Raw genomic sequence first — 12,805 nt, forward strand, 5'->3', positions numbered from 1 at the left:
AAGCCCTGGAAAGGACATCTCTCACCATGTCGACCCCTGCCTCCCTCCGGCCGGCACTCGGCCGCCGCGCCGTCGCCCTCGGTGCCCTGGCCGCGCTCGCGCTCGGCGCCACCGCCTGTTCCTCCTCCGGTTCCGACCCGCTCGGCGCCGGCTCCTCGTCCGCGCCGGCCGCCGGCACCGGCTCCTCGGGTTCGACCGTGGTGGTCGGATCGGCCAACTTCCCCGAGAACGTGCTGCTCGGCTCGATCTACTCACAGGCGCTCAAGGCCAAGGGCGTCAAGGTCGAGGAGAAGTTCAACATCGGCAGCCGCGAGGTGCTCTACGGGCAGCTGCAGAGCGGCAGCCTGACCGTACTGCCCGAGTACAACGGCGCGCTGCTCGCCTACCTCGGCGGCAAGGCCCCGGCCGCCACCAAGGACGAGGTCGACGCGGCCCTGACGAAGACCCTGCCCGCCTCGCTGGCGATCCTGGACTCCTCGCCCGCAGAGGACAAGGACACCCTGAGCGTCAGCCAGGAGACGGCCGACAAGTACGGCCTGAAGACCATCGCCGACCTGGCGGGGAAGGCCGGCGAGCTCACCATCGGCGGCCCGCCGGAGTTCAAGTCCCGGCAGGAGCAGCCCTTCAAGGACGTCTACGGGCTGACGTTCAAGGAGTGGAAGCCGACCGGCGACACCACCGCCAACGCGGTCAGGGACGGTGCGGTCCAGGTCGGCAACGTCTTCTCCACCGACCCGAAGATCACCCAGCTGAAGCTGGTTCCGCTGGCCGACCCGAAGAACCTCTTCGGCGCGCAGAACATCACCCCGCTGGTGAACAAAGCGGGGGTCGACGCCAAGGCGACGGCCGCGCTCAACGCGGTGTCGGCCAAGCTCGACACGGCGGGCCTGCTCGGCCTGATGAAGAAGGTCGCCGTCGACAAGGAGGACCCGTCGGCGGTGGCGAAGGACTGGCTGAAGGCCAACGGCCTGGTCTGACCGGCGAAGCAGCGGCGGCGGTCCGGGGAGCGTTCCCCGGACCGCCGCCGCCTCGGGGCGGCGCGAGCCCACCGGGGCGGCGGCGCGGGCCGGCCCCGGCGGCGGTACGAGCCCGTCCGGGGATCTTCCCTTGAGCGGCGCGAACATGACAGTGTGACGGGATGCGCACTCGTCTCCTCGCCGCCACCCTCACGGCGTTCGCCGCGGTGAGCCTCGCTGCCTGCTCCAGCTCCGGCTCCGGCACCTCCGCGGCCGGCGCCGGCGGCTCCGCCACCGCATCCCCCACCGCTTCCGCCACCGGCAGCAGCGCCGCCCCGACGCCGGAGGCGCCCACTCCGGCCGCACCCTCCCCGGGCACCCCCGACGCGGGCGCCTCCGACGGGCCGGCCGCGGGCTCCACCCCACCCGGCGCTCCGGACGCCCCGGGCACCCCGGCGCAGCCCAAGCCCGCGCCGCCCGCCGATGCCGGGCTGCCCACCAAGCCGGGCACCGACGTGACCGCCAAGCTGGTCGAGGCGCTGAACGCGATCGACCCGGCGATCGTCGGCGGCAAGCCCGACCAGGCCGTCGACCGCGCGCGCAACCAGTGCCAGGCGATGTACCAGTTCCCGAAGGACAGGTCCAAGCTCGTGGAGCTGGCCGACCAGCGCTTCACCGACGCCGCCCACCCGCAGGGCTTCGGCCCCGAGAAGGCCGAGAAGATCATCGACGCCCTGCGCGCCACCCTCTGCCCGCCGGCCTAGCCGAACAGGGCGTCCAGAGCGGCCCGGCGTCCTGAGCGCCGGGCCACCGCGGCCGCGCGGCGATCCGCGCGGCCGCGGGCCCATCGCCCCTCCTCCAGTCGCCCGGTGGTCGAGGACCCGTCCCCGTCGCCCGCCATCGACGATCGATCAGGCAGGTCGGGAGCTGCACACCGGGCCGGTGGAACGACAGCGGCCACGCGGGCCGTTCAGCCACTGCCCGCCGACCGGCCGGGCGGACCGGGCGAGTTCGGCCGGTCCTGCCGGGCGCACGACTCCGGGATCCCGCCCGGACGCACGCCGGGATCGCCCACGCAGGTCCGGTACGGGGACGATCCGGGCTCGCTCGGGCGGTGGCCGCCCTTCCCGTCGAGGTCGCACGTGGAGCCGGTCCCGGTCGAGCGGGGACGCTCCCGCGGGCGGAGCGTCCGCCCGGCGGCCGGCAGGCCCGTACGGTGACGAACTGTTAGGGCTCTTGACAGAGGAGTGGTCTAGTCCAACCATAGGCATGTCGATCCGACCGGGATGCACTGTGGGGGTGTGACCACCGGCGGCTGAGGCATCGCCCCGCCCTGCTCCGCTCCACCCCCGACCCGCACGGCCTCCCGCGGCCGCACGGCCACACCTGCGCCCCGTCGCGCCCTCGCGCCCGGGTTCCCGCACGCCTGCATCCTGAACGCCTGCACAGCCGCACGCCCCGCACACCTGCACACACACGCGTGCGCGCCGCCTCCGGCGCAGCCATCGCGACACGTCTGCTCCGCAGCGCAGTTCAGTCCAGAACTTCACCAACAATCAGCCCCACCAGACCTGTTGGAGAACCCATGCGTCTACGCAGAACGATCCAGGCCGTCCTCACCGCCTGCGCCACGCTCGCCGCCTCGGCCGGGCTGGTCGCCACCGGGACGTCCTCGGCCGAGGCCGCGGCCCCGCTGCCGACCCGGGTGTTCGCCCCGTACTTCGAAGCCTGGACCGGCCAGAGCCCGGCCACGCTCGCCGCCCAGTCCGGCGCCAAGCACCTCACCATGGCGTTCCTGCAGACCGCCGCCAAGGGCTCCTGCACCCCCTACTGGAACGGCGACACCTCCCTGCCGGTCGCGTCGTCCTCGTTCGGCGCCGACATCGCCGCCATCCGGGCCGGCGGCGGCGACGTGATCCCCTCCTTCGGCGGCTACACCGCCGACAACACCGGCACCGAACTCGCCGACAGCTGCAACGATGTGAACCAGATCGCGGCCGCCTTCGAGAACGTCATCACCACCTACGGCATCAGCCGGATCGACCTCGACATCGAGGACAACTCGCTGACCAACACGGCCGGGATCGACCGCCGCAACAAGGCGATCAAGCTGGTCCAGGACTGGGCCGCCGCCAACGGCCGCTCGATCCAGTTCTCCTACACGCTGCCGACCACCACCGCCGGCCTGGCCGCGAGCGGCCTCGCGGTGCTCAAGAACGCGGTCGGCAACAACGCCCGGATCGACGTCGTCAACCTGATGACCTTCGACTACTACGACAACGCGGCGCACGACATGGCCGCCGACACCCAGACCGCCGCCACCGGCCTCTACAACCAGCTGGCGAAGCTCTACCCGACCAAGTCCCCCGCCCAGCTGTGGGGTTCCATCGGCATCACCGAGATGCTCGGCATCGACGACTTCGGCCCGGCCGAGACCTTCACCGTCGCCGATGCGACCACCGTCTACAACTGGGCGGTCGCGAAGGGCATCAACACGCTCTCCTTCTGGGCCCTGCAGCGCGACAACGGCGGCTGTCCCGGCACCGGCGGCCGCGACGACTGCTCCGGGATCAGTCAGGGCACCTGGGACTTCACGCACGTCTTCGCGCCGTTCACCGGCAGCACCCAGCCGGGCAACGACTTCTCGGTCGGCGTGAGCCCCGGCTCGGCCACGGTGGCGGCCGGGGCGTCCACCACCGCGACGGTCTCCACCGCCGTGACGGCCGGCTCCGCCCAGTCCGTCAACCTCACCGTCACCGGCGCCCCGGCCGGTGTCACCGCCACCGTCTCCCCCAGCAGCGTGACGGCGGGCGGCACAGCCACCCTCACCATCAGCACCACGTCCGCGGCCGCCGCGGGCACCTACCCGCTCACCGTGACCGGCAGCGCCCCGTCCGGCAGCCGCACCGGTACCTTCAACCTGACCGTCACCGGCGGCACCCCGCCGACCGGCGGGCTGGTCAACGGCGGCCTGGAGACCGGCAGCCTCGCCCCGTGGACCTGCCAGACCGGCGGCGCGGTGGTCGCCGCCCCGACCCACTCCGGCTCCCACGCCCTGCAGGCGGCGGCAGGCTACGCGCAGACCGGCCAGTGCGCGCAGACCGTCACCCTGAAGCCCAACACCTCGTACACGCTGAGCGGCTGGGTGCAGGGCAACTACGCGTACCTCGGCGTGAGCGGCGGCGCCACCGCCAGCACCTGGACCAGTGCCTCGGGCTGGACCAGGCTGACCGTCCCCTTCACCACCGGATCCTCCGGCACCGTCACGGTCTACCTGCACGGCTGGTACGGCCAGGGCAGCGTCTACGGCGACGACTTCACCCTCGCCTGACGCCCACCCCGCACACCCCTCACCCGCCACCCGCACACCCCGTCGGGGGCGCCGCACTCCACCCACGCGGCGCCCCCGGCGACATCCCGGGCACGCTCCCGGGCAGAGCCGGCGACCGGTTCAGGCCTCAGGTCAGGTGGCGGGGGCGGGCGCGGTGGCCGGGGCGGTGGGGCGGCAGAGGAGGAGGTAGGAGGCGGCGGAGAGGAGGGCGCAGGTGAGGACGACCGTGGCGAGCAGCGCCGCGGAGGGGCTGCCGCCGAGGGAGCTGAGCGGGGCGACGACGGCGCCGCAGAGGAAGTTGCCGGTGCCCAGGAGGGCCGAGGCGGAGCCGGCGGCCTGGGGGGCGACCAGGCTGAGGGCCCGGGCGGCGGTGTTCGGCAGGACGATGCCGAAGCTGCCCATCAGGACGAAGAGGGCCGGGCAGACGCCGAGCAGACCGAGGTCCCACACCGTGGTGACGAGCAGCAGCGCGGCGCCGGCGGCGACGGCGGCCCCGAGGCCGGCCAGCATCAGCGCGCCGGGGGTGAAGCGGCGGGCCAGGACGCGTCCGTTCAGCTGGGTGACGGCGACGATGGCCAGCGAGTTGAGGCCGAAGAGCACGCCGTAGGTCTGCGGTGAGACGTGGTAGACGTGCTGGAGCACGACCGAGGAGCCGCTGATGTAGCCGAACAACGAGCCGAAGGCGAAGGTGCCGGTCAGCAGCAGACCGAGGAAGGGCAGGTCCCGCAGGAGCCGGCCCATGGTGCGCAGGGTGGTGGTGAGGCCGCCGGGCTGGCGGGCGGCGGGCGGGAGGGTCTCGCGCAGGGCGCCGAAGGCCACCAGGGCGAGCAGCAGACCGAGCGCGGTGAGCGCGCCGAAGGTGCCCCGCCAGGAGGTGACGCGGAGCAGCTGGGCGCCGAGGAACGGCGCGAGCATCGGGGCCAGCCCGGATATCAGGCTGATCGAGGCGAGGAAGCGGAGCATCGCGACGCCTTCGAACCGGTCGCGGGCGATGGCACGCCCGACGACCAGGCCGGCGGCCCCGGCGGCCCCCTGGAGGAAGCGGCCGAGGACCAGGACGGGCAGGTCGGGCGCGACGATGCAGACCGCACTGGCGAGGGTGTAGACGAGGAGGCCGACCAGCAGGGGCGGACGGCGGCCGAGGCGGTCGCTGAGCGGTCCGAAGATCAGCTGGCCGACGGCGACGCCGAGCATCGAGAAGGTGACCGTGAGCTGGACTGCGGCGGGATCGGCGGCGAGGTCCTGCGCGATCGCCGGCAGGCCGGGCAGGTAGAGGTCGGTGGTGAGCGGGCCGAGGGCGACCAGGCCGCCCAGGACCGCGACGGTGCCGCGGCCGGGGGCGGCGGCGGCCGGTCCGACGGGCGTGGAGCCCGTGGGACCGGCGGGGGTGGAACCGGTGGGGGTGGCAGGGGAGGTCGACGTGTCGCCGGCGGGGTCGGGGTGGCCGGCGGTCGGACCAGGCATGGGGCTCCTCACGGGGCGGCGCGGGTGGATTCTCCTCGCTCCGTCCTATCGCAGCGCGCCCGGTCCGCGACACCCGGGGTCGGCCGCGCGGACCAGTCCGGCGCCCGTCCCGGCCTGGGCTCAGTGCTTGGCCTGGTGCCCCGTCCGCAGTGCGGCCTGGACGGCGGCGCCGTCCTGCCACGCGTAGAGCTGGCTTCCCGTCAGGGTGACGCTGTAGTGGCCGCAGCTGCCGGTGGTCCTGGCCGCGACGCCCTCCGGGAACCAGCCGGCCCTGAGGCTCGCCGGCATCGGGTGGACGCTCCGGGCCGGCGTTCCCACCGTGCAGCCGGCGGGCAGCCGGCCGTCCGGCAGGGTGGCGCTCAGCAGGCGGTCGTCCCCGGTCGTGGACATCAGGTAGTGGACCGAGGTGGCGTTGTCCGGCAGCCAGGACGGCATCGAGCGGCGGTCCGCCTTGGCGTCGCTGCCCTTGGCGTAGCTGGCCTGCTCCTGGTGCCGGCCGTCGTACCAGTCGGAGACCCGCGGGCCGATCGCGATGGTCGCGACGGCGACGGCCATGCCCGTACCCGCGACCCCGACTGCGACCTTGCTCACGATGCCGTTCATGCCTGCCGTGCCCTCTCCGTCCGATGTCCGTCCGCCCGGCCCGTGCTCCCGGGCCGGCGATGCCTCCATCCTGGGGCCGACCCGCCTGCCGGGTCGTCACCACCAGGTCGCGACCGTTCCTCCGACCGTGGGGGTACGGCCTCCGCCTTCAGAGGTACACGCGGCGCACCGGCCCGCGGGTTCCCGGGTGCGCCGGAGCGGTCAGACGGCCGCCGGAGCAGGCTGCGCGACCCGGAACGGGCGGCCGTCCAAAGTCCAGTGGGGATCGATGGGCCGACCGAGTGCCGCGAACACCTGGGCGGCGACGTCCGGGTGGCGGATCTCGCCGGTCGGCGGGGCGGCCGGGATTCCGGGGCCGGCGCAGGCCACCCACGCGGTGCGTTCCTCGGGGGTGCGGCCGCCGTGGCCGCCGGCATCGACGTGGCCGTGGTCGGTGACGACGATGACCGTCCACGCCTCCTCGGCGCGGCCGGCGCGGCTGCGGACGGCGTCGAGCAGCCGGCCGAGGCGCTCGTCGGCGGTACGCATGGACGCCCGGTACTCCTCGCCGCAGCCGAGGAAGTGCGCGGTCTCGTCGACGGCGCCGAGGTAGACGAAGGAGGCCTCCGGGTCGGCGCCGGCGAGGACGTGCACGGCCTCCCGGGTGACCTCCTCGTCCACGGCCTCCCAGGCCTCGGGGGTGTCCGCCGCGGGCGCGACGTAGGAGAGGCGGCTTGGGGCGCGGAACAGCGGGCCGCCGGACTCCTTGATCATCAGCGGGTCCCAGCCGCCGGCGACGAAGGTGCGGCGGCCGTCCTGCCGCGCGAGGCGGGTGGCGAAGTCGGGGAACACGTCCAGCCGGTTGCCGCCGAAGTGGTTGCCCCAGACGCCGTGCTTGGCGGGCTCGACCCCGGTGACGATGGTGGCCCAGCAGGGGCCGGACATGGTGGGCGTGGAGTCGGCCACCGTGACGGGCACCAGGAAGCCGGCCGCGGCCACCTCCGTGAGCCGCGGCATCGGGACCTGGTCCAGCAGGTCGTACCGGACGCCGTCGATGCCGACGACGAGGACCCGGGGGCGCGGCAGCGGAGGTGTGGACATGGCGGGGTTCCTTTCACGTGGCGCGGCCGGCGCCCCCGCTCCGGGGTCACGCCGACCGCGACATGATCTCCACGCTGCCGGTCCGGGACGTGTCGGCAGCCGGAACACCGGGTGTCCGGCCGGTGTCGGGCGCCATGCCGGGGCAGCGGAAGGGCCGCACGCCGCGGCCGTGCGCCGGGTCGGCGTTCCGGGCACCCGACCCGCCGGGACGGGGCGCGGGGCCCGTCAGCGGTAGGCCGACTCGCCGGTGATGGCCTCGCCGAGGACGAGGGTGTGGATCTCGCTGGTGCCCTCGTACGTGAGCACCGACTCAAGGTTGTTGGCGTGGCGCAGCACCGGGTACTCGGTGGTGATGCCGTTGGCGCCGAGCACGGTGCGCGCGCTGCGGGCGATCTCCAGCGCGGCACGTACGTTGTTGAGCTTGCCGAAGCTGATGTGGGCCGGACGGGCTGCGCCCTCGTCCTTCAGCCGGCCGATCCGCAGCGCGACCAGGTACGCCTTCTCCACCTCCAGCATCATCTCGACCAGCTTCTGCTGGGTGAGTTGGAAGCCGGCGATGGGGCGCTCGAACTGGATGCGGCTCTTGGCGTAGCCGAGCGCGGCGGTGTAGCAGTCGCGGGCGGCGCCGACCGTGCCCCAGAGGATGCCGTAGCGGGCCTCGCCCAGGGAGGAGAGCGGCCCGCGCAGGCCGGTCACGCCGGGCAGGACCGCGTCGGCCGGCAGGACGACCTCGTCGAGCACCAACTCGCTGGTGACCGAGGCGCGCAGCGACAGCTTGCCGTGAACGTCGTTCGCGGTGAAGCCGGCGGTGCCGCGCTCGACCAGGAACCCTCGCACGCCCTCGTCCGTCTGCGCCCAGACGACGGCGACGTCCGCGATGCTGCCGTTGGTGATCCACATCTTGGAGCCCGAGAGCACCCAGTCGCCGTTCGCGCCGCCCTTGCGGCGGGCGCGGGTCCGCATGTTGGCCGGGTCGGAGCCGAAGTCCGGCTCGGTGAGGGCGAAACAGCCGATCAGCCGGCCGGCCGCCATGCCGGGCAGCCAGCGCTGCTTCTGCTCCTCCGAGCCGTAGGCGTGGATCGAGCGCATGGCGAGGGAGCCCTGGACGGAGACGAAGCTGCGCAGGCCGGAGTCGGCGGCCTCCAGCTCCATGCAGGCCACGCCGTAGGCGACCGCGGTGGAACCGGTGCAGCCGTAGCCGTCGAGGTGCATGCCGAGGACGCCGAGGGCGCCGAGCTCCGGGGCGAGTTCGCGGGCCGGGAAGACACCGCGCTCGAACCAGTCGCCGGCGTCGGGGCGGATCCGCTCGTCGGCGAACTTCCGCACCGTGTCACGGATCAGCCGTTCCTCGTCGGTGAGCATGTCGCCGACGGCGAGCAGGTCGGCCGGATCGATCCGGGGCGGCTTCGCCATTGAAGCTCCTTGTAGTCTCGGCGGGTACCGGCCCGGGCTGGTCGCGGTACTGATCGCGCTGCTGGTACCGGCGAGTATTCCGCACCGGGGCCGACCGTGGACCGCCGGCGACGAGGGAGTGAGCATGTACACAGTCGAGCAGCTGACGGCGGACGAACTGGAGGGCGCGGCGGGACAGCTGGCGACCCTGCTGCTGGAGACCGTCGCCGGCGGCGCCTCGCTCGGCTTCCTCGCCTCGCTCGATGCCGAGGACGCGGCGCTCTGGTGGCGCGCGCTGGTCCCGGACGTCGCCGCCGGCCGGCTGCTGCTGTGGACGGCCCGCACCGGGGGCGACGACCGGATCGCCGGGACGGTGCAGCTCCGGCCGGCCGTCCCCGCCAACGGCCGGCACCGGGCGGAGGTGGCCAAGCTGATGGTGCATCCGGCGGACCGGGGGCAGCGGCTCGCCGGACGTCTGCTGGCGGCCCTGGAGGCGGGCGCGTCCGAGCGCGGCATCCGGCTGCTGGTGCTCGACACCGAGACCGGGAGCCCGGCGGAGCGGATGTACGCGGCGGAGGGCTGGACCAGGGCCGGCGCGGTGCCCGACTTCGCGACCGACCCGGCGGGCGTCGCGCACCCGACCACCATCTTCTTCAAGCAGCTGGGCGTCACCGCCGCAGCCCCGGGCGACGCGTAGGGAGGGGCGGCGGCGGTGCCCGGCCGAGTCGTTTCAGCGGCACCTGGGAGCGGACGGCTCCGCGCGGGGCACGGTCGGGTCCGGCGGCCTCGGACAACTCGGTGCCGATGCATCCCGGGCCGGCCGAGTCGGCCCGGATGCCGCGCGCGGCGGGATCGCCGCCCGGCGTGCGGGCAGGGCTGCGGGCAGCGGCGTCTGCAGCCGCCACACGGGTACGGCAGCCGCACGTGCGGTCGCCAGGCCCGTTCCGCTCGTTCCGCCGGCGACCGCTACCACGCGCTCATGGAGCGGTCGCATCACAGCATTCCCGTTCGTCGGCCTCATCCGCCTCCGGCGCCTTCGAAAGTCATTCCGCAATCAGCAAGCCGGCCGACCTGGCGGCCTGCTCGATCGTCGCGCAGTGGGCGGCACGGGCTTGCCCGTCGATCTGCTTCTCGTGTTCGGGGCGCACCCCGGTCCGGCCGTCGAGGCCCTCGCGCAGGATGTCGGCATGCCCCGCGTGCCGGTTGGACTCGCCGAGGACGTGGACCATGACGGCGAACAGGTTCGTGTTGGGATATTGCTCCGGCCACCACGGCACGTGGCCGGGGGCGTCGAGGGGAAGCTCGTTGATCGTCGCGTCCGAGTGTTCCCACGTACGCCGGTAGAACCCGATGATCTGATCGCGGGTCTCGTCCTCGGCCGCCCACAGATCGCTGCCGTCGTGGTCCTGCCACCGGGGTAGCGGTTCCGGGGAAGGGCGGTCGAAGACCTCGCCGAAGTACCTGGCCTCGACGGTGGCCACGTGTTTGACCAGGCCGAGGAGGTTGGTCCCGGTCGCCGTCAGAGGTCGGCGGGCGTCGTATTCGGACAGGCCGTCGAGTTTCCAGAGCAGCGCCTCGCGGTCCCGCCGCAGTCTCCCGTGCAGGTTGTCCTTCGCGAAATCATCGATCATGCGGCATGAGCCTGCCACGGACTACTCGTGGTCTCAAGATCCCGTACACGGGCCGCGACGACCGGCAGAGCCGGGGCCCGGCCGCCGCCCCCACCCCGACCTGCTGCCAGCGGCTCGCGAAACCTGCCGCGTGAGACGACCACTTAGGATGACCGTCTTCGCAGGCCGAACGAGGGGTGGGACATGGCGCGCTGGGCACTGGTCGTCCAGGAGACCGAGGGGGTCGGCCACGATCGCATCTGGGGCACCAACGTGCTGGCCGAGGTCGAGGGCACCCGGGAGGACGCCCTCGCCGAGTTGAAGCGGATCGTCCCGGCGTACACACCGCAGCACCCCTTCAACAGCCGGCGGCGCACACTGCTCCGGGACGGCGACACCTACCTGCTGATCTCCAAGGGCAGCATGCGGGACTACCACTGCGTGTTCACGGTGTGGGAGCTGCTCTGGGACAGCACGCGGCCCGAGATCCAGCAGGAGCGCCTGGCCGACGGCCCCGCCGGCTGACCGGGCCCGGCGGTCCGTCAGCCGACTCCGCACAGGCGCAGGGCCGCGGTGGTCGCCGCGCCCGCCACCACGACGAGCAGGAACGACGCGCGGCGTACCGCGAGCACCCCGGAGACCAGGACTCCGGCCGGTCGCGCCCAGCCGGCGAAGCCATGGCCCTGGGTGAACGCGCCGGTGGCGACCAGGGCGACCAGCAGCACGGCGGCGGCCACGCCGAGCAGGTGCCGCAGGCGGTCCGGGAGGGTGAGGCGGTGGCCCAGGACGGGGCCGACGACCCGGAAGGCGAAGGTCCCGGCGGCCAGCAGGAGAACGGCGAGCAGCGGCATCAGTGGGCCTCCTCGACGGCGCCGGCCGGCCGCTCGGCGCCGGCGGGCTCCGGCCCACCTCGCCGCGGTGCGCCCGCCTGCGGTGCACCGGCCGGCACCGCGACGGGTCCGCGCCAGGTGAGGAGCAGGCCGACAAGGGCGAGCAGGACCGGCAGACCGCCCGGCAGGAACGGGGTGGCGGCGACCGCGAGGGCGGCGCCGGCCAGGGCCGCGGTCCGGGTGCGGCGGTCGCCGAGCGAGGGAAGGACGAGGGCGAGCAGGACGGCCGGGAAGGCGGCGTCGAGCCCGAGGACGTCGGTGTCGCCGATGAGACTGCCGGCGGCGGCGCCGAGGACGACGGAGGCGTTCCAGATCAGGAACAGGGCGAGCCCGCAGAGCCAGAACACCGCCCGGCGGCGGCGCCGGTCAGGCTGGAGCAGGGCGAAGGCGACCGACTCGTCGGTGATCAGGTGGGTGCCGGCCAGCCGCCTCCACCAGGGGCCGTCGAGCAGGTCGGCGACGGTGAAGCCGAAGGGCAGCAGGCGGGCGTTGAGCACCAGACCGGTGGCGACGGCGGCGAGCGCGCTACCGCCGGAGAGCACCACGCCGACGGCGGCGAACTGCGAACCGCCGGCGAAGACCAGCACGGACAGGACGACAGGCACCCAGAGCGGCAGGCCGCCCGAGACCGCGATGGCGCCGAACGAGGCCCCGACCAGGGCGTCGGCGACGCAGACCAGCGCGACGTTCCGGAGCGTGGCGGCATCGAGTGTTCGGAGGAGCGAACGCATGTCCAGTAGAGTGAACCGCATGACGGCCGTTCGTCAAGGCGAACGCATCGACCAGTGGAGCGAACGCGGATGGGCGTGAACAACGAAGGCGACGCGAGCACCGACGGGGTCCCGGGCGCAGGCGCCACAGCGGTACCCGCCACGCCGGCCGCACCCAGCGCGCCCGCCGTGTCCGGCTCCGACCTGATCGCCCTGATCGCCGCGTCGATCCGGCGCGAACGCGAACGGGTCGGCCTGTCGATGGCCGAGCTGGCCCGGCGGGCCGGGATCGCCAAGTCCACGCTCTCCCAGCTGGAGGCGGGTGCCGGGAACCCCAGCGTCGAGACGCTCTGGGCGCTCGGCGTCGCCCTGGACGTGCCGTTCAGCCGGCTGGTCGACCCGCCGCGGCCCGTGGTGCGGGTGATCCGGGCCGGCGAAGGACCGGTCACCCACTCCGAGCGGGCCGACTACGCCGCCACCCTGCTGGCCTCCTGTCCACCGAACGCCCGGCGCGACATCTTCCGGATCCAGGCGCAGCCGGGCGAGACCCGCGCGTCCGACCCGCACATGCCGGGCACCGTCGAGCACCTGCTGCTCGGCGCCGGACGTGCCCTGGCCGGGCCGACGGAGGCGCCGGTCGAGCTGCTCCCGGGCGACTACGTCAGCTACCCGGGCGACGCCCCGCACGTCTTCCGCGCCCTGGAACCGGGCACGCTGGCCGTGATCGTGATGGAGCACATCTGACCGAACACATCTGACGGAGCACAGC

Annotated in this window: 13 protein-coding genes; 6 read left to right on the plus strand and 7 right to left on the minus strand. The window is 73.9% G+C overall.

Translation table 11 applies throughout. The features are described from left to right. Nucleotides 1-26: 26 nt before the first annotated feature. From ACF9IK_RS08180 to ACF9IK_RS08190, 3 genes are all read left to right on the plus strand, one after another. Entirely contained in the window at nucleotides 27-977 is a 951-nt protein-coding gene (locus ACF9IK_RS08180; RefSeq protein ID WP_395293578.1) for an ABC transporter substrate-binding protein, read from the plus strand. A 161-nt stretch (nucleotides 978-1,138) separates the two neighbouring features. Beyond that, complete coding sequence (locus ACF9IK_RS08185; RefSeq protein WP_395293579.1) at nucleotides 1,139-1,720, plus strand: hypothetical protein; 582 nt, start codon at nucleotides 1,139-1,141, stop codon at nucleotides 1,718-1,720. A gap of 821 nt (nucleotides 1,721-2,541) precedes the next feature. Next, the gene (locus ACF9IK_RS08190) at nucleotides 2,542-4,287 is read left to right on the plus strand and encodes a glycosyl hydrolase family 18 protein (protein WP_395293580.1); all 1,746 of its coding nucleotides are present in this window, start codon (nucleotides 2,542-2,544) and stop codon (nucleotides 4,285-4,287) included. A 132-nt stretch (nucleotides 4,288-4,419) separates the two neighbouring features. Here ACF9IK_RS08190 and ACF9IK_RS08195 read toward each other — a convergent pair whose 3' ends face one another. The 4 genes from ACF9IK_RS08195 to ACF9IK_RS08210 all read right to left on the minus strand — a co-directional run bounded on the left by ACF9IK_RS08195 (nucleotide 4,420) and on the right by ACF9IK_RS08210 (nucleotide 8,847). Beyond that, entirely contained in the window at nucleotides 4,420-5,751 is a 1,332-nt protein-coding gene (locus ACF9IK_RS08195) for a multidrug effflux MFS transporter (protein ID WP_395293581.1), read from the minus strand. 120 nt (nucleotides 5,752-5,871) lie between these two features. Further along, nucleotides 5,872-6,342: a hypothetical protein gene (locus tag ACF9IK_RS08200; RefSeq protein WP_395293582.1), complete on the minus strand. Its 471-nt coding sequence runs from the start codon at nucleotides 6,340-6,342 to the stop codon at nucleotides 5,872-5,874. A gap of 213 nt (nucleotides 6,343-6,555) precedes the next feature. Then, nucleotides 6,556-7,434, minus strand: coding sequence for an alkaline phosphatase family protein (locus ACF9IK_RS08205; protein ID WP_395293583.1), 879 nt, complete (start codon nucleotides 7,432-7,434; stop codon nucleotides 6,556-6,558). Between the two features lie 225 nt (nucleotides 7,435-7,659). Further along, on the minus strand, nucleotides 7,660-8,847 hold the full coding sequence (locus ACF9IK_RS08210) for an acyl-CoA dehydrogenase family protein (RefSeq protein WP_395293584.1): 1,188 nt from the start codon (nucleotides 8,845-8,847) through the stop codon (nucleotides 7,660-7,662). 124 nt (nucleotides 8,848-8,971) lie between these two features. On the opposite strand from ACF9IK_RS08210, the gene ACF9IK_RS08215 reads away from it, so the two are divergent. Continuing rightward, nucleotides 8,972-9,523 carry a GNAT family N-acetyltransferase gene (locus tag ACF9IK_RS08215; RefSeq protein ID WP_395293585.1) on the plus strand — a complete coding sequence of 184 codons (552 nt, stop codon included), beginning with the start codon at nucleotides 8,972-8,974 and terminating at the stop codon, nucleotides 9,521-9,523. A gap of 346 nt (nucleotides 9,524-9,869) precedes the next feature. Here ACF9IK_RS08215 and ACF9IK_RS08220 read toward each other — a convergent pair whose 3' ends face one another. Further along, entirely contained in the window at nucleotides 9,870-10,457 is a 588-nt protein-coding gene (locus ACF9IK_RS08220) for a DinB family protein (RefSeq protein ID WP_395298505.1), read from the minus strand. 183 nt (nucleotides 10,458-10,640) lie between these two features. Between ACF9IK_RS08220 and ACF9IK_RS08225 the strand changes: the two genes are divergently transcribed. Further along, nucleotides 10,641-10,961 carry a hypothetical protein gene (locus ACF9IK_RS08225; RefSeq protein ID WP_395293586.1) on the plus strand — a complete coding sequence of 107 codons (321 nt, stop codon included), beginning with the start codon at nucleotides 10,641-10,643 and terminating at the stop codon, nucleotides 10,959-10,961. 17 nt (nucleotides 10,962-10,978) lie between these two features. Here the strand turns inward: ACF9IK_RS08225 and ACF9IK_RS08230 are convergent, their stop codons facing one another. Next, the gene (locus ACF9IK_RS08230; protein WP_395293587.1) at nucleotides 10,979-11,287 is read right to left on the minus strand and encodes an AzlD domain-containing protein; all 309 of its coding nucleotides are present in this window, start codon (nucleotides 11,285-11,287) and stop codon (nucleotides 10,979-10,981) included. After that, nucleotides 11,287-12,057 carry an AzlC family ABC transporter permease gene (locus tag ACF9IK_RS08235; RefSeq protein WP_395293588.1) on the minus strand — a complete coding sequence of 257 codons (771 nt, stop codon included), beginning with the start codon at nucleotides 12,055-12,057 and terminating at the stop codon, nucleotides 11,287-11,289. The genes ACF9IK_RS08230 and ACF9IK_RS08235 overlap by 1 nt, the downstream gene beginning before the upstream one ends. A 69-nt stretch (nucleotides 12,058-12,126) precedes the next feature. Here ACF9IK_RS08235 and ACF9IK_RS08240 point away from each other — a divergent pair, with 69 nt between their 5' ends. Then, nucleotides 12,127-12,780 (plus strand): helix-turn-helix domain-containing protein, encoded by a 654-nt coding sequence (locus ACF9IK_RS08240; RefSeq protein WP_395293589.1) that lies wholly within the window; start codon nucleotides 12,127-12,129, stop codon nucleotides 12,778-12,780. Nucleotides 12,781-12,805 lie beyond the last annotated feature (25 nt).

It is taken from the genome of Kitasatospora hibisci (genome assembly GCF_043950205.1).
GTDB classification, from domain to species: Bacteria; Actinomycetota; Actinomycetes; order Streptomycetales; family Streptomycetaceae; genus Kitasatospora; species Kitasatospora hibisci.